The sequence below is a fragment of the Stenotrophomonas sp. YJH_SMC_57 genome (assembly GCF_059369755.1).
Genome location: NZ_JCAFSZ010000006.1, coordinates 82,922 through 101,588 on the forward strand (window position 1 = coordinate 82,922; position 18,667 = coordinate 101,588).

The window sequence follows — 18,667 nt, forward strand, 5'->3', positions numbered from 1 at the left end:
GCCCGGCATTTCAGCCAGCAAAGAGCGCGCACGAAGGGAACGGGCCGTGGCCCGCGATCAGGTGAAGCGGTCGCTCAGCGAGCGCGGGGTGTTTCAGCCGTCGGCAGTGCCGGCAGGGTCATCGAACGCCAGGCGCAGGGCATGCGTGCGCACGTCGTCGGGCCACGCATGCAATGCCGTTTCAAAACCCGCGCGGTCATGCGCGAACAGGAGGCGGATGGCGTTCTCGAAGCCCGGCAGGTCGCCGCCGATGGTCTGCAGGAAGTGATAGGCACGCTCGCTGTCCCGACGCTGCCGGTCCCTGTCCGCGCCAGCTCGGCTGGCCGATTCCACCAGTCTGCGCAGCACCACCGATGCCCCACCCGGCTGTTCGGCCAGCCACGCCCAATGGCGCGGCAGCAGTGTCACTTCGCGGGCAACCACGCCCAGCTTGGGTCGACCGCGGCCGCGTGGGGTTGCAGGCGTATCGTCGAACGGGGTTTCCGGATCCGCTTCCACGGCCGGCGGGAACGCCTCGGCCACCCGCGCCAGCAGCTGCGCATCCGTGCCGCGCGTATCGAAATCGCGGGTGCGGCCGGTGGCGTTGTCGAACACCAGCAGCGGACCGGTGGCGTTGTCGGCGCGCAGCTGTTTCAGCGCCAACGCGGCGACTTCCGGGGTACCGGACGCCACCAGGCGATGGCCGTCGAAACAGCTGAACGGAGGAAGTCGAGACGCAGGCATGGCAAGGGCATCGGAGGCGATGCGCAAATATTGCCCGGGTAATTTGCGACTGTCAATATTGCCCGGGTATTAATTGGCCGGAAGAGCGTGCCAACGAAGGTTGGCACCCGCCCGAAAGGTTGGCACCCACCCGATTCGCCGGGTCACAGCCGGCTGAAGGACCACCTCACCATGCGGCCGTCCTTGTACGGCATCACGCCGTGGAACGGGCGCGGGTCGGCATCGAACACCAGCGGCAGGAAATGGCGGTCGCCCTCCCACATGGGCAGCGTGTCCAGCTTGTCCAGGTCCACCCACTCCAGCGTGCCTTCGTGGTTGCCACCGTGCGGAGTGCCTTCGAAGCCATCGATGACGAACACGAAGCCGAGCCAATCCTCGCCGTGCTTGCCGAAGCCGGGCCAGCTGATGGTGCCGCGCAGGCGCATGCCGGTGCAGTCGATGCCGGCCTCCTCCTGGATCTCGCGGCGCATGCTGGCGGCCACGTCCTCGTCCGCTTCGATCTTGCCGCCCAGCCCGTTGTACTTGCCCAGGTGGTGGTCTCCCGGGCGGGTATTGCGGTGGATCATCAGCACCTGGCGACGATCCGGCGAAAGCACGTAGCCCAGGGTGGCGACGATCGGGGTGTACGGCATGGGGCAGCATCCAGCGGCAGGTCAGCCCCGGATTATGGCCGATCAGCGCACCAGCGACAGACGGCGCTCGGCCGGCGTGGGGGTGCCGTCGGGATCGCGACGCAGGGTGGCGACGCCATGGCCGCGCTCGGCCAGGTATTCCAGCCACTTGCCGAGGAAGGTGTTCATCCGCATGCGGTGGCTGATCAGCTCTGCCGGCGGCGGATACAGGCCCATCGTGTCCTGCCAGCGGCGGCCGACGTAGCAGTGGGTGGTCTCAGCCTGGCGCGCGTCGCGGTACAGGCGCACATAGGCCGACGGATCTGGCTCGCCGGTGACCGGGTCGGCCAGGTCGTAGGTCAGACGCAGTTCCACCGTGTAGCGGTGGCATTCGATCACGTCCAGGCGCACGTCCAGGCCATCACCCACCGAAGAGATGTAGCTGCCCGCAACCAGCTCGGCCGGGGCGAACAGGCGCACCAGGTGGCGGTAGTTTTCCGCGTACAGGCCCATGAGCCAGCTCAGCCGGCTCAGGCGGGGAATGCGTTCGGTGCGGGGCAAGGCTCGGGCCATGGGTCGATCCTACACGTTGGTGCTTCAACGTGGGGGCGCACACGGCCAAGCCAACCCCTCGGTAGTGCCGGCCGCTGGCCGGCAGCCCACCGTCGCGGCCGAGGGTTCATCAGCCAGCCGGCCAGCGGCCGGCTCTACCAGACCACAATCAATACAGTTCGCGCTGCAGCCCCAGCGTGGCCAGCACCTTGCTGGAAATTTCCTCGATCGAGGTGTGGGTGGTGCTCAGGGTCGGAATGCGCTCCATCTGGAACATCACTTCGGCCGCGGCGACCTCGCGCTTGCAGGTATCCAGGTTGGCGTAGCGCGAATTCGGGCGCCGTTCCTGGCGGATCTGCTGCAGGCGGTCCGGGTCGATGGTCAGCCCGAACAGCTTGCGCCGGTAGTTGCGCAGGCGCGGCGGCAGGCGGTCGCTTTCCAGGTCTTCATCGGTCAGCGGGTAGTTGGCCGCGCGCACGCCGTAATGCAGGGCCAGGTAGATGCAGGTGGGCGTCTTGCCGGCGCGCGACACCGCCACCAGGATCACGTCGGCATCGTCGTAGTTCACCGCGATGCCGTCGTCATGGGTCAGGGCGAAGTTCATCGCGTTGATGCGGCGGTGGTAGGTGTCGAAATCGACCATGCCGTGGGCCTGGCCGACCCGGGCCAGGCGCGGGCTGGCCAGCTCGCGTTCCAGCGGCTCGATGAACGGTGCGAACACATCCAGCATCAGTGCCCCGCTGTCGGCCAGGATCAGGCTCAGGCTCTGGTCCACGCAGGAGTTCACCACGATCGGCCGGACCTGGTACCGCTCCCCTGCCGCCTGGATCCGGGCACAGGCTTCACGCGCCTTTTCGGGGTCGTCGACAAACGACATGCGGTCGGTAATGAAGCTGAACCCGGAGAACTGGGTCAGCAGGCTATGCCCAATGGTTTCAGCGGTGATACCGGTTCCATCGGAAACGTAGAACACCGGACGGATGGTCGACATGCGCGCTTTTACCCCCTACGAAGCCTAAAAAGGCCGTCAGCACAAGCTTGTGCCGACGGTGGTCTGCCCGGCATCATATCGGCTTCTTCCTACGGACGCGGCCATTCCAGCCCGCCTCGGGCGATGGCCAAACGGAGCATCGCGCTTGAACGAGAACATCCTGTGGTTGCACGAACTGCGTCTGGCCGACCTGGCCCGCGTAGGCGGCAAGAATTCGTCGCTGGGCGAGATGATCGGCAACCTTGCCGGTCTGGGCGTGTCGGTGCCGGGCGGTTATGCCACCACCGCTGAAGCCTTCAAGGACTTCATCGCGCACAACGATCTGTCCAAGCGCATCTTCGACAAGCTGGCCACGCTGGACGTCGAGGACGTCAACGCGCTGACCGCTGCGGGCAAGGAAATCCGCACCTGGGTGATCGATGCCCCGCTGCAGCCGCAGCTGGACCAGGACATCCGCACGGCCTACGCCCAGCTGAGCGCCGACAACGGCGGCGGCGACGTGGCCGTGGCCGTGCGCTCGTCGGCCACCGCCGAGGATCTGCCGGATGCGTCCTTCGCCGGCCAGCAGGAAACCTTCCTCAACGTCACCGGTGCCGACGATGTCGTGCACAAGGTCAAGGAAGTGTTCGCCTCGCTGTACAACGACCGTGCCATCGCCTACCGCGTGCACCACGGCTTCAAGCATGAAGACGTGTTCCTGTCGGCGGGCGTGCAGCTGATGGTGCGTTCGGGCGTCGGTTCCTCCGGCGTGCTGTTCACCCTGGACACCGAATCCGGCTTCCGCGACGTGGTGTTCGTCACCTCGTCGTTCGGCCTGGGCGAAATGGTCGTGCAGGGCGCGGTCAACCCGGACGAGTACTACGTCTACAAGCCCACCCTGCAGGCCGGCAAGCCGGCGATCCTGCGCCGCTCGCTCGGCAGCAAGGCGATCCGCATGGTGTATTCGGATGTCCCCGGCGAGCGCGTCAGGATCGAGGACACCCCGGCCGAGCTGCGCAACACATTCTCGATCAGCGACGAGGACGTGCAGGAACTGTCCAAGCAAGCGCTGGTCATCGAGAAGCACTACGGCCGCCCGATGGACATCGAGTGGGCCAAGGACGGTGTCAGCGGCAAGCTGTTCATCGTGCAGGCGCGCCCGGAAACGGTGAAGTCGCGCAGCCACGCCACCCAGATCGAGCGCTTCGCGCTGACCGAAAAGGGCGGCAACGTGCTGGCCGAGGGCCGCGCCGTCGGTGCCAAGATCGGTTCGGGCGTGGCCCGCGTGGTCAAGACGCTGGACGACATGAACCGCGTGCAGCCGGGCGACGTGCTGATCGCCGACATGACCGACCCCGACTGGGAACCGGTGATGAAGCGCGCCTCGGCCATCGTCACCAACCGCGGTGGCCGCACCTGCCACGCCGCGATCATCGCGCGCGAGCTGGGCGTGCCGGCCGTGGTCGGTTCGGGCAACGCCACCAAGGTCATCGAAGATGGCCAGCTGGTCACCGTCAGCTGCGCTGAAGGCGATACCGGCTTCATCTACGAAGGCAAGCTCGGCTTCGAGCGCACCACCACCGATCTGGGCAACATGCCGCCGGCACCGCTGAAGATCATGATGAACGTGGCCAACCCGGAACGTGCCTTCGACTTCGGCCAGCTGCCGAACGCCGGCATCGGCCTGGCCCGCCTGGAAATGATCATCGCCAGCCACATCGGCATCCACCCGAACGCGCTGCTGGAGTACGACCGCCAGGACGCGGCGACCAAGAAGAAGATCGACGAGAAGATCGCCGGCTACGGTGATCCGGTCAGCTTCTACGTGGACCGCCTGGCCGAAGGCATCGCCACCCTCACCGCCTCGGTCGCGCCGAACGCCGTGATCGTGCGCCTGTCGGACTTCAAGTCCAACGAGTACGCCAACCTGATCGGCGGCAGCAACTACGAGCCGCACGAAGAGAACCCGATGATCGGCTTCCGCGGCGCCAGCCGTTACGTCGACCCGAGCTTCTCGGCCGCCTTCGCGCTGGAGTGCAAGGCCGTGCTGCGCGTGCGCAACGAAATGGGCCTGGACAACCTGTGGGTCATGATTCCGTTCGTGCGCACCCTGGAAGAAGGCCGCAAGGTCATCGAGGTGCTGGAACAGAACGGCCTGAAGCAGGGCGAGAACGGCCTGAAGATCATCATGATGTGCGAAGTGCCGTCCAACGCACTGCTCGCCGATGAGTTCCTGGAGATCTTCGACGGCTTCTCGATCGGCTCCAACGACCTGACCCAGCTCAGCCTGGGCCTGGACCGCGATTCGTCGATCGTCGCGCACCTGTTCGACGAACGTAACCCGGCGGTGAAGAAGCTGCTGTCGATGGCGATCAAATCGGCACGTGCCAAGGGCAAGTACGTCGGCATCTGCGGCCAGGGCCCGTCCGATCATCCGGATCTGGCCGAGTGGCTGATGCAGGAAGGCATCGAGTCGGTGTCGCTGAACCCGGACACCGTGGTCGACACCTGGCTGCGCCTGGCCAAGCTGAAGGCCAACGGCTGATGCCCTGAAGGCCGCAGGCTGACGTCGTGTTCATCGGCGTCGGCCCATACTGCTGCTGCACGCAAGCCCCGCCTCTGCGGGGCTTCGTGTTTCTGGCGTCCACGCACGCCCTGCCCCGCGCAGACTTCCCCAGCAGCAAAGGACTTCCGCATGATCGCCGCCGCAGCGCCCGCCCCCGCCGCAACACCCTGGTTCCATTCACTCGACTGGGAGCGCCTGCTGGAAACCTATGGCTTGCCGTTGCTGGCTGCGATCGTGGTGCTGCTGGTCGGCATGTGGATCTCGCGGCGACTGTCCAATGCGATGCCGCGCGCCACCGCGCGCATGGGCGTGGACCCGATGCTCGGCAACTTCCTGCGCAACGTGGTGTACGTCGCATCGCTGGTGATCGTGGTGGTGCTGGCGATCGGCATGCTGGGCGTGCAGATCACCCCGCTGCTGGCCGTACTCGGTACCGCCGGCCTGGCCGTGGGCCTGGCGCTGAAGGATTCGCTGTCCAACATCGCATCGGGCGTGATGCTGGTGACGCTGCGCCCGTTCCGGGTCGGCGATGTGGTGACCGTGGCCGGGCAGACCGGCACTGTGCGCGAAGTGCGCATCTTCCAGACCGTCATCACCGGCGCCGACAACCAGCACACCACCATTCCGAACACGCTGATCACCGCCGCACCGATCATCAACCTGACCGCCGAACCGACCCGCCGTGTCGAGCTGGTGATCGGCATCGGCTACGAAGACAACATCCAGCTGGCGCGCGACACCGCGCTGGCACTGATGAAGGCCGATCCGCGCGTGCTGCAGACGCCGGTACCGGACGTGGTGGTGTACGAGCTGGGCGCGCACGCCATCAACCTGGGCATCCGCTGCTACGTGAAGTCGGCCGACTGGTTCGGCACCAAGGTCACGCTGCTGGAACAGCTCAAGCTGGGCTTCGACAAGGCCGGCATCAACATTCCGTACCCGCAGCAGGACATGCACCTGTACCTGCATGGCAAGGATGGCGGCGTGGTCGAGGCCGATGCACTGGTGCGCGACAAGCCCTGACGCACAACGGTAGTGCCGGCCGCTGGCCGGCATCACCACAGGCAGCACCGGGAATGCCGGCCAGCGGCCGGCACTACCAGGAACCGCGCAGACCGGCCATCGGCGTCAGGCCTCGACGGCCGCTTCCAACGCCGGATAATCAATGAACCCGACCACACCACCGCCGAAGAACGTCGCCCGGTCCGGTGGGTTCAATTCAGCACCTGCGCGCAGGCGCTCCGGCAGATCCGGATTGGCGATGAACGGCCGGCCGAAGCCGATCAGGTCGGCCCAGCCTTCAGACAGCGCCTGCTCGGCGCGCTCGGCGGTGTACTTGCCGGCATAGATCAGCGTGCCCGGGTAGACCATGCGCAGCGCCTGCTTGAACGCGACCGGCATCACCGGCGCATCATCCCAGTCGGCCTCGGCGATATGCAGGTAGCCCACGCCAAGTTCGCCCAGCAGGTGCGCGGCCGCCAGGTAAGTCGCCTGCGGCGTATCGTCCACCGCGCCCTGCAGGGTGGTCAGCGGCGCCAGGCGCACGCCGACGCGCTCAGCACCGGCCACCGCCACCACCGCCTGCACCACCTCGCGCAGGAAGCGCAGCCGGTTCTGCAATGCGCCACCGTAGCCGTCGGTGCGCTGGTTGGCCTGCGAGTCGATGAACTGGTTGATCAGGTAGCCATTGGCACCGTGCAGTTCGACGCCATCGAAGCCAGCAGCGAGCGCATTGCGGGCGGCCTGCGCGTAGTCGGCGATGATGCCCGGAATCTCATCCTCGGCCAGTGCACGCGGCATCGAATGCTGGATCATTTCGCCCACACCGGCATCGGGGCCTGCGCCGGTCGGGTCGACGAAGACCTTCACGCCATCGGCCAGCAACGCCGAGGAAGACACCGGCGCCACGCCACCCGGCTGCAGCGCCACGTGCGAAACCCGGCCGACGTGCCACAGCTGCGCGTAGATCCGACCGCCGGCGGCATGCACGGCATCCGTCACCTGGCGCCAGCCCTGCACCTGCTCATCGCTGTGGATGCCGGGCGTCCAGGCGTAACCCTGGCCCTGCGGGCTGATCTGGGTACCCTCGCTGACGATCAGGCCGGCGCTTGCACGCTGCGCGTAGTAGGCGGCCATATCCGCGGTGGCGACGTTGCCGTGCGCTGCGCGCGAGCGTGTCATCGGCGGCATCACGATGCGGTTGGGCAGGGTCAGGGCGCCCAGGCGGTGGGGGGTGAACAGCATGGCGGCAATCTCTTGCGGGGGGAGTACCGGCAAGGATGGGGATGGAGCCCGCAGCACAACAGGCGCATCGTGGCAAAACAGTTGTGCCCGGCAGGCAAGGATGGCCTGGCCCGGGGTCGGATCCCTTTGCGACGCAAAGGGCTCTGACCCCCGAGCCGGCTACAGCGTCGGCTCGATCAACACGCCACCGTGCGCCACCCGGTCGTAGCAGGCGCGCACCACGTCTTCGCCGTACTTGCGTTCCAGCCGGCGCACGATGAAGTGGCCGCGCGCCATGTCCTGGTAGTAATCGGTGAACATGGTGTTGAGCGTTGCACCGGCTGCCGCACCCACGATCGGCACCGCCTGTGCGGCGAACTTTTCGGTGACCACCACGCCGAAACGGGCGGCCACCTTCTCCACCATCTTCGCCAGCAGCTTGCCGGCTTCCTTCGGCGCCACGCCCAGGGTCAGGTCGCGACCGGTCACCACGCGCCCGGCCAGTTCGGCCGACAGGTGCCGCATCACGTCGGTGGTGAAGCCACGGGCCAGGTAGTAGCCGGTCTCGCTGGCGTCATCGCGCGGCGAGTTGCCGCCCAGCGCGAACACCTCCAGGCAGGCCTGGCGGGTACTGAACTCGGAGAGGTCAAAGCCCTCGCTGCGGGCCACGTCGGCCACCGCGCGCATCATGATGGTGGTCGACACCGGCAGCTCGATGAACAGTGCAGCGAAGCCAAAGGCCCCGCCCACCGCGCCCGAGGTCGCCGCTGCCAGCTTGTGCCAGCGCGTGGAGGCGCCCTTGCCGGGGCTGTTGTCCATGCTCCACAGCGCCGCCTGCGCCGACTTGGACAGCGCCGCCTGCACCGCGCCATGGATACGGCCGGAGACCGCCTTGGGCAGCGCCTTCACCGCGAATTCCAGTGGCGTGCCGACCAGGTTGGCCATGCGCGCGGTCAGGGTCGGCGCTTCCAGCAGGGTTACCGCCCGCTGCAGGTCGGACCAGTCGCGGGCATCGTGGGCGATGTCGCGGGGGAGCAGGATGGGCTCGTTCATGGCGCCGATCTTAGCGCCAGGAAGTTGAACGGCGCGTAGTGCCGGTCAAGGCGTCGGCAGGCCCGACAGTGCGCCCATGAACCGGCGGTAGTGGCGCAGCTCGGCGATCGAGTCGTGCACATCGCTCAGCGCGGTGTGGTTGCTGTTCTTGCCGACCCCGGCGGCCACGGTCGGCGCCCAGCGCTTGGCCAGTTCCTTCACCGTGGACACGTCCAGGTTGCGGTAATGGAAGTACTTCTCCAGGCGCGGCATCTGGCGGTGCAGGAAACGGCGGTCCTGGCAGATGGAGTTGCCGCACATCGGCGACAGGCCGGCCGGAATCCACTGTGCCAGGAAGTTCACCGTCTGCGCCTCGGCCTGGCCAAGCGTGGTGGTGCTGTCCACCACGCGCTGCCACAGGCCCGAACGGCGGTGCTGGTTGCGGTTCCACTCATCCATCGCCTCCAGTGTTTCCACCGGGTGATGAATGGCGAACTCCGGTCCTTCGGCCAGCACGTTGAGCTGGGCGTCGGTGACCACGGTGGCAATCTCGATGATCGAATCGTTGTCGGTATCCAGCCCGGTCATTTCCAGGTCGATCCAGATCAGTCGTTCGTTGGCCGCGCCGTTGTCCGCCATTGTGTCGCCTCGTTGCTGGGCAGGCGCGCGGCCTACCGGATAGGGAAAGAGGCGCCCATCATACCCGTTCGCCGTTCAGCCCTCGTCGGCGTGGTCTTCCAGCAGCAGCGGCGGCTTGCCCCGCTTGGCACGGAAATAATTGGTCAGCCGCGTGCTGGCTTCCTTGGCCAGGACGCCGCCGTGGATCTCGACGCGGTGATTGTGGCGGGCGTCGCCGAGCAGATCGAACACGCTGCCACACGCCCCGGTCTTGGGGTCGCTGGCCCCGTAGACCAGGCGCGAGACGCGCGCATGCACGATCGCCATCGCGCACATCGCGCACGGCTCCAGGGTCACGTACAGGGTGCTGCCTAGCAGCCGGTGATTGGCCAGCAGCCTGCCCCCCGCCCGCATGGCCACGATCTCGGCATGCGCACTGGGATCATGCGAGGCGATGTTGAGATTCCAGCCTTCGCCCAGCAGCCGGCCATCGGCGCCGACCAGCACCGCCCCCACCGGAATCTCATCGAACTCGCGCTGCGCGCGCTCGGCCAGCGCCAGCGCATGGCGCATCCAGTGCTCATCGGCGTCGTGCACCGGTACACCCAGGGTGTCGGTCATGGCGGTTCTCGCGTCGTTGCTGGGCCAGGATGGCCGCCGGGGCGCTAGTGTACGCCCCGCTTCGTGCAGGCGTCGCTAACGCGCGTCGAAGCGATCGCGGGCCGCATCCAGCACGGGGAAGTTGTGCTCGGCCCAACGGTCCAGCGCAGCCAGCGTGTCGACCAGGCTGCGCGCGACCTCGGTCAGCCGGTACTCCACGTGCAGCGGCTTGCTGCCGTGGTCGCAGCGCTCGACCAGGCCATTGCGCTCCAGTTGCCGCAGGGTCTGGGTCAGCACTTTCTGCGAGAGGCCTTCGATCTTCCGCAGCAGCGCGCCATTGCGCATCGGTCCCTGCGCCAAGGCAGGCAACAGCAGCATCACCCACTTGCCGGAGATCAGCGCCAGCGCATCGCGCGCCGAGCAGTCCGCCGCATAGACGTCGCCGGGAAAGGCCATGGTTACCTCAAGGTGCGTAATTGCCGGAGTACGCCGGGCTCGCCAGGATGGTCGCACACTCCAACACGTCCTTTCCGCATGCACGCCCTGATCCTGCTGGCCCATCCCGAACCGCGCTCGTTCAATGCCCATCTGGCTGCCCAGGCAACCGAGCAGCTGCAGCATCAAGGCCTGCGGGTGGACATGATCGACCTGTACGCGGATGCCTTCGATCCGCTGGAAGCGGCCCATCACCATCCGCAGCGCCTGCAGCCCGGCCACTTCGATGCACAGCGCGAGCAGCGCCACAGCGCCGAACAGAGACAGCTACCGGCCGAGGTGCAGCGCCACCTGCGCCTGCTGCAGGCCACCGACCTGCTGATCCTGCAGTTTCCGCTATGGTGGTTCGCGGCGCCGGCCATGCTGAAGGGCTGGCTGGACCGCGTGCTGGTCTACGGACCGATCTACAACAGCCGGCAGCGCCACGAGCACGGCGTGATGCGCGGCAAGCGCGCGTTGCTGAGTGTCACCACCGGGTCATCGGCGCGGGCATGCGCGGTGGACGGCCGCGAGGGCGACACCCGGCTGCTGCTGTGGCCGTTGATGTACAGCCTGCGCTACGTCGGCTTCGAGGTGATGCAGCCGCATGTGGTGCATGGCGTGCGTTCCGGGCTTCCACCCGAACGCGTGCAGGCGCACGATGCCGCGCTGAAGGCCGCCACCGGCAACTACCGCGAACGGCTGGCGCACTGGCAACAATGGCCGAGCGTGCCGTTCAATGACAGCGAGGACTTCGAGGACGGCGTGGTGCTTCGTGCGGACGCAACCGCGTTCGGCCCCTTCATCCGCCATCGCAACGGGGAATGAATCCACGCCTGCAGCCATCGCCCGGAATCTGCATACTGCACATTCTTCCGAAGCACCTTGGTGACCCATGACCACCCTGCGCCCCTCGCGCGCCGACGACGGCGCCGCCCTCGTCGACCTGTGGCGTCGCGCCGTCGACGCCACCCACGACTTCCTCAGCGCCGAAGACCGCCAGGCCATCGATGCCGAAGTGGCCGGCTTCCTGCCGCAGGCACCGATGACCGTCGCCGCTGATGCACAGGACCGCCCGCTGGGTTTCATGCTGATCGACGGCAGCCACATGGAAGCACTGTTCATCGACCCGGACGTGCGTGGCACCGGCATCGGCCGGCAGCTGCTGCAGCATGCACTGGCCCTGCATCCGCAGCTGAGCACCGACGTCAACGCGCAGAACGCGCAGGCCGTGGGCTTCTACCTGCGCATGGGCTTCATCGAAACCGGACGCTCACCTGTGGATTCGCAGGGCCGCCCGTATCCGTTGATCCATCTGCGGCATAGCGCCTGACATCCTTCGGCAGCCGCCCCGTGCTAGCGTAGCTTCTTTGAATCAAGGAATGCCGTGCATGGATGGCGCAAAAGCCCTGTTGACCCTGTTCGCGCTGGGCATCAGCCTGGTCTGGATCCTGGTGCCGTTCGCCATCTTCGCCGTGCGCAATCTGCTGCGCGAGGTACTGGTCGAACAGCGCCGTACCAACGAACTGCTTGAGCATATCGGCGGCTACCGCATTCCCAGGCCGCAACCCGAACCGACCGCCTGGCGCGCGCCCTGAGCAGGAGCGCGCCAGGCCCGGCTCAGGAGGTGGCCTCGAATGCCGGTGAGTACTGCACCACGCCCTGCGCCATTGGTGGGCGCAGGCAGAGGGCCTGGAAGTACTCCGCGGGCACGCCTGGCAGTATCAGGCCTGGTTCGACGCGGAAACCAAAGCGTCCGTAGTAGCCCGGCTCGCCCAGCAGCACGCAGCCCCGTGCTCCCTGCTGGCGCAGGGCGTCAAGCGCGGCACGCATCAACGCCGCACCGATGCCCTGCCCTTGCCATCCGGGCAGTACCGAAATCGGACCGAGGCCGAACCAGCCGCTGCTGCCATCGCTGATCGCCACCGGCGAAACCGCGACATGGCCAACCCGCTCGCCATCGACCTCGGCCACCAGCGAAACCGCCAGCTCACCACGCGCGCGCAGTGCATCGACGATGAAGTGTTCGGTATGGCTGCTGTGCTCGGCGGTAGCGAAGGCTGCGGCTGTCAGCGCATGGATGGCGGCGATGTCGGCCGCGGCTTCATTGCGGAGGGTGTAGTTCAAGGGGCACCTCGATCGATGCGGCGCAGCCGGCCAGCGGGTACGCGGTGAAGGGAAGGGTCGCCATGGCGTGCATCAGCGATTGTCCAGCTGCGGGCGCACCGCAACCAGTCCGGCGCGGTTGATGCGGTAGGGACGACCGTCATGCGAACTGATCAGGCGCTTGTTTTTCAGCTTCTTGAAGACGGCCAGCGTGCAATCGCTCAGCAACAGGCCTTCACGATTGAAGCATTCAACGCTGCGGACACGGCCAGAGCCGTCGCGGCTGAAGGAAATGCAGCCGCCCTGGGCGAGAACGTGCAACGTCCTCTGCTCCGCTCGGGAGATATTCATGGAAAGAGAGATCCTGCGTAATCGGAAATGCGGACGACACGGGCTGCCAACGGCACCCGGCCAGGGGAACACGCATTCGATAACCACTCCCGGCAGACACACGGGAAGGGTTATCCGATGACGGCAATCTCCAACATGAAAAACCACACTCGGCAGGCACCTGCGTGCTGCAGGCACGCGCACGTTACCCAGCCGCCTGCGGCGGGTCAACCTCGTCACCAACGCGATTGGGCGATAATTTATCTTTCATCCGCAGGAGCCGACGATGCAGCAGCCAACGATGGACTGGGTGGCACAGGCACGCGCGCTGGCCAGCCAGGCCCACGCCGGGCAGCAGGACAAGGCAGGCCAGCCCTATATCGAGCACGTGGCGCGCGTGGCGGCGGCGATCCATGACGATGACATGGCCAAGGCGGCTGCCTGGCTGCACGACGTGGTCGAGGACTGCCCCCAGTACGCGGCGCAGGTGCAGGCCTTCCCGGCACCGATCCGCGACACCGTGAGCCTGCTCAGCCGGCACACCGCCGCTGATGCCGATCAGTACTACGCGCGCATCCGCCAGCATCCACTTGCCCTGAAGGTGAAGCTGGCCGACATCGCCGACAACGCCCACCCGCGCCGGCTGCTGCAGCTCGCCCCGGCACTGGCCGACCGCCTGCGCAGCAAGTACGCCGCCGCGCTGGTCGCCCTTGGCGGCCAACGCGCGGCCACCGCCACACCCGCTACGGCAACCACACGGCTGCTGCAGCTGATGGATGCAGCACACACGTTGGCAGCGCTGGCCAACGAACCTGAAGTGACCTCCGGCAGCGGCCAGGACGCTCCGCACCCACGCCAGGCGGCGCTGCTCACCGTATGCGAAGTCGTGCGTGCCGAAGTGGAGGCACAGATGACACCGGAGACCTTCGTCATCTGGAGCGACATGTACGTGCAGCCTTGACCGCCGCCCGATGCAACCCGGGTACCACCGGTCAAACGCTGATTCTTGGCCATGGGCACTGATCACTGCTGCGGTGCAGCAGTACAATGGGTGGCTCCCCGTCCCCATCGCGCCCCCGCATGAGCCCCAACTCTTCCCTGGCTGCGCGGCTGACGCCCCGTCAGCGCACCCTGATCATTCTTGCCCTGTCATTGGGCGGCTTCGCCATCGGCACCAGCGAGTTCGCCAGCATGGGCCTGATGCTGGAGATCAGCCGGGGCCTGTCGATCTCTGAAACCCAGGTCGGTCACCTGATCAGCGCCTACGCCATCGGCGTGGTGGTCGGTGCGCCGATCCTGGCGTTCGTCGGCGCCAGTTTCCCGCGCCGCAAGCTGCTGCTGGCGCTGATGGGCTTCTATGCCGTCGGCAACCTGGCCAGCGCGCTGGCGCCGAACTACGCCACCATGCTGCTGGCGCGCTTCGTCGCGGGCCTGCCGCATGGCGCCTACTTCGGCGTGGCGATGCTGGTGGCTGCGGCGATCAGCCCCGCCGGCCAGCGTGGCCAGGCGATGTCGCGCGTGCTGCTCGGCCTGTCGATCGCGATCCTGGTCGGCAATCCGCTGACCACCTGGCTGGGCCAGCAGCTGAGCTGGCGCACCGCCTTCGCCCTGGTCAGCCTGCTGGCCATCGCAACCGTGGTGATGATCGCGCGCTTCCTGCTGCCCGATCCGGACGAGGTGCGTACCTCGCCGATGCGCGAACTGCGCGCCTTCAACACCACCCAGGTGTGGCTGGCGCTGGCGATCGGTGCGGTCGGTTTCGCCGGTATGTTCTGTGTGTTCACCTACCTGGCACCGACCCTGGTGCAGGTCACCGGCGTGGCCGAATCGTGGATGCCGCTGGCGGTGGGCGTGTTCGGCATCGGCGCGATCATCGGCAACATCGCCGGTGGCTGGCTGGTGGACAAGTTCCACTTCAAGGCCGCCGCCGTGGTGCTGCTGTGGTCGATCGTGATGCTGTTGCTGTATCCGCTGGCGGCGCAGTCGGTGTGGACGATCGGCCCGATGATCATCACTGTCGGCACCATGGGCGCGCTGGCGGCGGTGCTGCAGACCCGCCTGATGGACGTGGCCGGCGAAGCGCAGACGCTTGCCGCCGCCTCCAACCATGCTGCGTTCAACACCGCCAATGCCCTGGGCCCGTGGCTGGGCGGCATGGCGATCAGCGCCGGCTTCAGCCCGGCCAGCACCGGCTACGTCGGCGCCGCCACCGCCCTCGGCGGCCTGCTGCTGTGGGGTGTGGCGGTGATGCTGGACAGGAAGCGCAAGCACGCCGTCGCCGGCAGCCACTGAGCATCGCGCCGGGTCGTCAGTCGCTGCCGGTGCGGCGGCGGCCCGGCCGCAGCAACGCACCATCGCCGGCTGCCAGCGTGGGCCGTGCCAGTTCGCCACGCTGTACGCGGTCCAGTACCCGCCGTGAATTGGCCGCGCAATCAATGCCCTCCGGCTTCGCCTGGATATCCTCGATCAAGGCCAGCAGGTGCGCCCGGCTCTGCGCAAGGCGCAGTTGCAGCGCCTCGATATCGGCCACCTTCCGCCGCAGCATCGTGATCAGCGCATCGTGCTGCCACTGGCCCATGTCCGGCGGCAGCAGCGCACGGATCTCTTCCAGGCTGAAGCCGGCGCGCTGCGCGCCGATGATCAGCTCCAGCAGCAGTACCGCCTGCTCCGGGTAGTCGCGGTAGCCGTTGGCCTGGCGCTGCACCACCAGCAGCCCGGCATCCTCGTAGAAGCGGATGCGCGACGCGGCCAGGCCCGTGCGCCTCGCCAGCTCACCGATCTTCATGGGCCTGAATCCTCGACATCGGAACCGGTTGACCTTCAATCAAACTTGAAGGTTAGCGTAGCGCCATTCCCCTGTCCCGGAGCTGTCCGATGTCCCTGTTCTCGCCGCTGGCCCTGCCTTCGGGCGCCGTCATCCACAACCGCATCGCCAAGGCCGCGATGGAGGAAAACATGGCCGACGCCGACCACGCGCCCTCGCCCGCGCTGCTGCAGCTTTATCAGCGCTGGGCCGACGGCGGCGCCGGGCTCATCATCACCGGCAATGTGATGGTCGATGGCCGTGCCATGACCGGACCGGGCGGTGTGGTACTGGAAGATGACCGCCACCTCGACCGCTTCATCGCCTGGGCGGACACGGCCCGCGCGCGCGGAGTGCAGATGTGGATGCAGATCAACCATCCCGGGCGGCAGATGCCGGCCGCGCTCGGCCAACCGGCGCTGGCGCCTTCAGCGGTGCCGCTGCAGATGGGGGCGTTGTCCAGCCAGTTCGCACCGCCGCGGGCGATGACCGGGGCCGACATCGAAGAGGTGATCGCCCGCTTCATCCGCAGTGCCGAGCTGGCCGAGCGCGCTGGCTTCAGCGGGGTGGAGATCCACGCCGCACACGGCTATCTGCTCAGCCAGTTCCTGTCACCGCTCTCCAACCGCCGCGAGGACCGTTGGGGTGGCAGCCTGCAGAACCGCGCGCGCCTGTTGCTTGAGATCGTGCAAGGGGTGCGCGCTGCGGTGTCGCCCACGTTCGCGGTGGCGGTGAAGCTCAACTCCGCCGACTTCCAGCGTGGCGGCTTCTCGCCGGAGGACGCGCGCGCGGTGGTGGAGATGCTGGCCCCGCTGGCTGTGGATCTGGTCGAATTGTCCGGTGGCAGCTACGAAGCACCGGCCATGACCGGCGCCGCGCGCGATGAACGCAGCCTCGCACGCGAAGCCTATTTCCTTGAGTTCGCACGCGAGATCGCCACGGTGGCGACGATGCCGCTGATGGTCACCGGCGGTATCCGTCGCCACGCGGTGGCCCAGCAGGTGCTGGACAGTGGTGTTGCGATGGTGGGCATCGCAACCGCGCTGGCGATCGAACCGGACCTGCCCAAACACTGGCAGCAGGGGCACGACGCGGTGCCGATGCTGCGCCCCATTGACTGGCGCAGCAAGCCGCTGGCGGCCAGCGCACACATGGCGGCGGTGAAGTACCAGCTGGGCCGGCTGAGCCGGCGCCGCCCCACCGCGCCCGGCATCTCACCGGTGTGGGCGCTGCTGCTGGCGCAGGCAGCGGGAAGGTGCCGGACCCGTCGCTACAGGCGCTGGATCGCCGCGCGCGCAGGCAGCCGCTGAACAGGCAGGCTTCTCATCGCGGCAGCGATGCTCCACCATCTGCGTGATCGGCGGCAATCCGCTCCCGATCACAGCAGGCACAAGGAACCCACGTGGCAGCCGCACCGACCAGGAACCGCGAAAAACTGCTCGATGACCTGCTCTCGCTCGGCCGCAACTGGGCACTGGCGATTGCCATCGCCGGTGCCGGAGCTGCGGTCCATTACAGCGAATCGGTGTACGAGGCCGGCCTCTGGCGCGGGCTGCTGCCGACGCTGTGCTTCCTGGTCGCCCTCATCTGGATCGTGCTCAGCATCATCCGCTTCGACCTGACCCTCCAGCAGCACTTCGAGCGCAAGCGCACGCGCTGGCTCAGCCGCCTGCTGTACGTCGTGCTGCTGGGCACCGGCATCACGGCGGTGTTCTTCGTCACCGAACTGGCGGCCAGCAACCACATTGCGCGGATGTGCGACTCGGTCGCCAACGAACCGGCAAGCCGCATCTACCGGTCGAGCGAATGCCAGCGCCTTTACCAGCATCGCGCGGCGTACCGGAAACGACTGGAATCGGTCGAGGGTGAGTTCGACTGAGCGCCTGGCGGGCCGCTGTGCAGCACCGGACGCACGGGATGCAATCCGGCGGAAGCCGGCCGACGCGTAGGAAAATTGCGAATTCCACCGTCAGGTAGTTGCCAGCCCATGCGGAGTCACCGATAGTTCTGTGCGATTGAACACGTCAGGTGACGCAGCGCAGCTGCACGCAGAGGGAATTGCATGGATCGCACCACCATCACGGAAGGCCCGAGCCTTCTGACCCGGAACAGCACCCGGATCACAGGATCGCTCGCGCTGGCGCTCATCCTCCAACTGCTGGCTGTGGCGCCCGCGCAGTCGGCCGGGCGTGATATCCGTTATGTGGACACGGCCAGCGCGTTGGTTCGCCTGCAACCGGAAGGCACCGTCAGTGAAACGGTCAGCCGCGGTACGGCCGTCATCGTCAACCGGATCGATCGCGGGTGGGCAAACATCGATACGGACCGTCATTCAGGGCACTGGATCTCTGCCAGTCTGCTGTGCAGTGGCGCAGGCTGCTGGAATCGATCAGCCCCGTCCGTCGGCAACGCGCACGCGCTGCCAGCCGCTGCCGGAGCGCGCCTTGCGCCCGCCAGGGCGGCGCCCCGCGCATCCTCGTCCAGTGCGTACAGCTGCCCCTGCTCGGCACGCTACAACTGTACTGGCCCTCGCGGGGGGCAGTACTGCATCACCTCGGGGGGCAACAAGCGCTATCGATGAACAGGGGGCACGTCCGAGCCCTCGCCATGAACACATTGCGTGGATATCGTTTTCGACAGAGTGTGGACAACGCCCTGTTGTCTCCCGCACCGGAACGGCCATGCTCCCCCACTCCCGCCCCACCCGCCACGATGCCATCGCCCTGCAGGCGGGCGTGCTCGGCAGCGTGCTGGCGCTGGGGTTGTTCAAGGCCATCGCCCTGTCGGCGCTGGCGAGCGGCTCGCTGCTGGTGATCGGCATTTGGCTGCTGGCCTGCACTCTGCTGGCGGCGTGGGCCCTGGCGGCGTGCCTGGCCTGCCTGGCACTGAGCCGGCGCGTATTCGTGCTGATGCTGGTGCTGTGCAGCCTGCTGCTGATCTGCGTCGCCTGATGCGGCGCACCGACCATCGCGGCGACCAGGGAGAGGCGCCGCAACAGCCGCGTCCGCTTGACCCGCTGCATGCACACAGCTGACTACGCCGTCACTGCCTTTGGGCAA

The 18,667-nt window shown here is 67.2% G+C and carries 23 protein-coding genes; 11 read left to right on the top strand and 12 right to left on the bottom strand.

From position 1 onward, the window contains the following. Positions 1-93 precede the first annotated feature (93 nt). From AC5P7U_RS09410 to ppsR, 4 genes are all read right to left on the bottom strand, one after another. Positions 94-723, bottom strand: coding sequence for a DUF2239 family protein (locus tag AC5P7U_RS09410; RefSeq protein ID WP_006452033.1), 630 nt, complete (start codon positions 721-723; stop codon positions 94-96). A 143-nt stretch (positions 724-866) separates the two neighbouring features. Beyond that, a complete protein-coding gene (locus tag AC5P7U_RS09415; protein ID WP_006452034.1) occupies positions 867-1,355 on the bottom strand; it encodes an NUDIX hydrolase in 489 nt (162 codons plus the stop codon). Positions 1,356-1,397: 42 nt separating this feature from the next. Next, a complete protein-coding gene (locus AC5P7U_RS09420; RefSeq protein ID WP_006452035.1) occupies positions 1,398-1,907 on the bottom strand; it encodes a DUF1249 domain-containing protein in 510 nt (169 codons plus the stop codon). Positions 1,908-2,055: 148 nt separating this feature from the next. Continuing rightward, entirely contained in the window at positions 2,056-2,877 is an 822-nt protein-coding gene (ppsR, locus tag AC5P7U_RS09425) for a posphoenolpyruvate synthetase regulatory kinase/phosphorylase PpsR (protein WP_006452040.1), read from the bottom strand. A 145-nt stretch (positions 2,878-3,022) separates the two neighbouring features. Here ppsR and ppsA point away from each other — a divergent pair, with 145 nt between their 5' ends. Continuing rightward, positions 3,023-5,401 carry a phosphoenolpyruvate synthase gene (ppsA, locus tag AC5P7U_RS09430; RefSeq protein ID WP_008267432.1) on the top strand — a complete coding sequence of 793 codons (2,379 nt, stop codon included), beginning with the start codon at positions 3,023-3,025 and terminating at the stop codon, positions 5,399-5,401. Between the two features lie 150 nt (positions 5,402-5,551). Continuing rightward, complete coding sequence (locus tag AC5P7U_RS09435) at positions 5,552-6,445, top strand: mechanosensitive ion channel family protein (RefSeq protein ID WP_197565023.1); 894 nt, start codon at positions 5,552-5,554, stop codon at positions 6,443-6,445. A gap of 105 nt (positions 6,446-6,550) precedes the next feature. Here AC5P7U_RS09435 and AC5P7U_RS09440 read toward each other — a convergent pair whose 3' ends face one another. The 5 genes from AC5P7U_RS09440 to AC5P7U_RS09460 all read right to left on the bottom strand — a co-directional run bounded on the left by AC5P7U_RS09440 (position 6,551) and on the right by AC5P7U_RS09460 (position 10,351). Next, positions 6,551-7,666, bottom strand: coding sequence for an alkene reductase (locus AC5P7U_RS09440; RefSeq protein ID WP_197563648.1), 1,116 nt, complete (start codon positions 7,664-7,666; stop codon positions 6,551-6,553). Positions 7,667-7,825: 159 nt separating this feature from the next. Next, positions 7,826-8,698, bottom strand: a complete 873-nt coding sequence (locus AC5P7U_RS09445) for an EcsC family protein (protein WP_053450146.1) — start codon at positions 8,696-8,698, stop codon at positions 7,826-7,828. Between the two features lie 45 nt (positions 8,699-8,743). After that, on the bottom strand, positions 8,744-9,316 hold the full coding sequence (orn, locus tag AC5P7U_RS09450; RefSeq protein ID WP_312563983.1) for an oligoribonuclease: 573 nt from the start codon (positions 9,314-9,316) through the stop codon (positions 8,744-8,746). A 75-nt stretch (positions 9,317-9,391) separates the two neighbouring features. Next, the gene (gene tadA, locus AC5P7U_RS09455; protein ID WP_006452089.1) at positions 9,392-9,916 is read right to left on the bottom strand and encodes a tRNA adenosine(34) deaminase TadA; all 525 of its coding nucleotides are present in this window, start codon (positions 9,914-9,916) and stop codon (positions 9,392-9,394) included. Positions 9,917-9,991: 75 nt separating this feature from the next. Further along, the gene (locus AC5P7U_RS09460; protein WP_197563650.1) at positions 9,992-10,351 is read right to left on the bottom strand and encodes a winged helix-turn-helix transcriptional regulator; all 360 of its coding nucleotides are present in this window, start codon (positions 10,349-10,351) and stop codon (positions 9,992-9,994) included. A gap of 78 nt (positions 10,352-10,429) precedes the next feature. On the opposite strand from AC5P7U_RS09460, the gene AC5P7U_RS09465 reads away from it, so the two are divergent. From AC5P7U_RS09465 to AC5P7U_RS09475, 3 genes are all read left to right on the top strand, one after another. After that, positions 10,430-11,197, top strand: coding sequence for an NAD(P)H-dependent oxidoreductase (locus AC5P7U_RS09465; protein ID WP_495221026.1), 768 nt, complete (start codon positions 10,430-10,432; stop codon positions 11,195-11,197). A 67-nt stretch (positions 11,198-11,264) separates the two neighbouring features. Then, positions 11,265-11,702: an acetyltransferase gene (locus AC5P7U_RS09470; protein ID WP_495221027.1), complete on the top strand. Its 438-nt coding sequence runs from the start codon at positions 11,265-11,267 to the stop codon at positions 11,700-11,702. A gap of 58 nt (positions 11,703-11,760) precedes the next feature. After that, positions 11,761-11,967: a hypothetical protein gene (locus AC5P7U_RS09475; protein ID WP_006452125.1), complete on the top strand. Its 207-nt coding sequence runs from the start codon at positions 11,761-11,763 to the stop codon at positions 11,965-11,967. Positions 11,968-11,989: 22 nt separating this feature from the next. On the opposite strand, the gene AC5P7U_RS09480 is transcribed toward AC5P7U_RS09475, so the two are convergent. Next, positions 11,990-12,496, bottom strand: coding sequence for a GNAT family N-acetyltransferase (locus AC5P7U_RS09480; RefSeq protein WP_308308515.1), 507 nt, complete (start codon positions 12,494-12,496; stop codon positions 11,990-11,992). Between the two features lie 72 nt (positions 12,497-12,568). After that, complete coding sequence (locus tag AC5P7U_RS09485) at positions 12,569-12,826, bottom strand: YjhX family toxin (protein ID WP_495221028.1); 258 nt, start codon at positions 12,824-12,826, stop codon at positions 12,569-12,571. A 265-nt stretch (positions 12,827-13,091) separates the two neighbouring features. Here AC5P7U_RS09485 and AC5P7U_RS09490 point away from each other — a divergent pair, with 265 nt between their 5' ends. Together AC5P7U_RS09490 and AC5P7U_RS09495 are read left to right on the top strand one after the other, a co-directional pair. Next, on the top strand, positions 13,092-13,766 hold the full coding sequence (locus tag AC5P7U_RS09490; RefSeq protein ID WP_495221030.1) for an HD domain-containing protein: 675 nt from the start codon (positions 13,092-13,094) through the stop codon (positions 13,764-13,766). A gap of 119 nt (positions 13,767-13,885) precedes the next feature. Beyond that, the gene (locus tag AC5P7U_RS09495; RefSeq protein WP_053450152.1) at positions 13,886-15,097 is read left to right on the top strand and encodes an MFS transporter; all 1,212 of its coding nucleotides are present in this window, start codon (positions 13,886-13,888) and stop codon (positions 15,095-15,097) included. Positions 15,098-15,113: 16 nt separating this feature from the next. Here AC5P7U_RS09495 and AC5P7U_RS09500 read toward each other — a convergent pair whose 3' ends face one another. Continuing rightward, on the bottom strand, positions 15,114-15,590 hold the full coding sequence (locus AC5P7U_RS09500; protein WP_006452130.1) for a MerR family transcriptional regulator: 477 nt from the start codon (positions 15,588-15,590) through the stop codon (positions 15,114-15,116). A gap of 89 nt (positions 15,591-15,679) precedes the next feature. On the opposite strand from AC5P7U_RS09500, the gene AC5P7U_RS09505 reads away from it, so the two are divergent. From AC5P7U_RS09505 to AC5P7U_RS09520, 4 genes are all read left to right on the top strand, one after another. Then, positions 15,680-16,918 carry an NADH:flavin oxidoreductase/NADH oxidase family protein gene (locus tag AC5P7U_RS09505; RefSeq protein WP_495221031.1) on the top strand — a complete coding sequence of 413 codons (1,239 nt, stop codon included), beginning with the start codon at positions 15,680-15,682 and terminating at the stop codon, positions 16,916-16,918. 92 nt (positions 16,919-17,010) lie between these two features. Further along, the gene (locus tag AC5P7U_RS09510) at positions 17,011-17,487 is read left to right on the top strand and encodes a hypothetical protein (RefSeq protein WP_308308512.1); all 477 of its coding nucleotides are present in this window, start codon (positions 17,011-17,013) and stop codon (positions 17,485-17,487) included. A 183-nt stretch (positions 17,488-17,670) separates the two neighbouring features. Beyond that, positions 17,671-18,189, top strand: a complete 519-nt coding sequence (locus tag AC5P7U_RS09515) for a hypothetical protein (protein WP_495221032.1) — start codon at positions 17,671-17,673, stop codon at positions 18,187-18,189. A 100-nt stretch (positions 18,190-18,289) separates the two neighbouring features. Further along, positions 18,290-18,559, top strand: coding sequence for a hypothetical protein (locus tag AC5P7U_RS09520; RefSeq protein ID WP_049458653.1), 270 nt, complete (start codon positions 18,290-18,292; stop codon positions 18,557-18,559). Positions 18,560-18,667 lie beyond the last annotated feature (108 nt).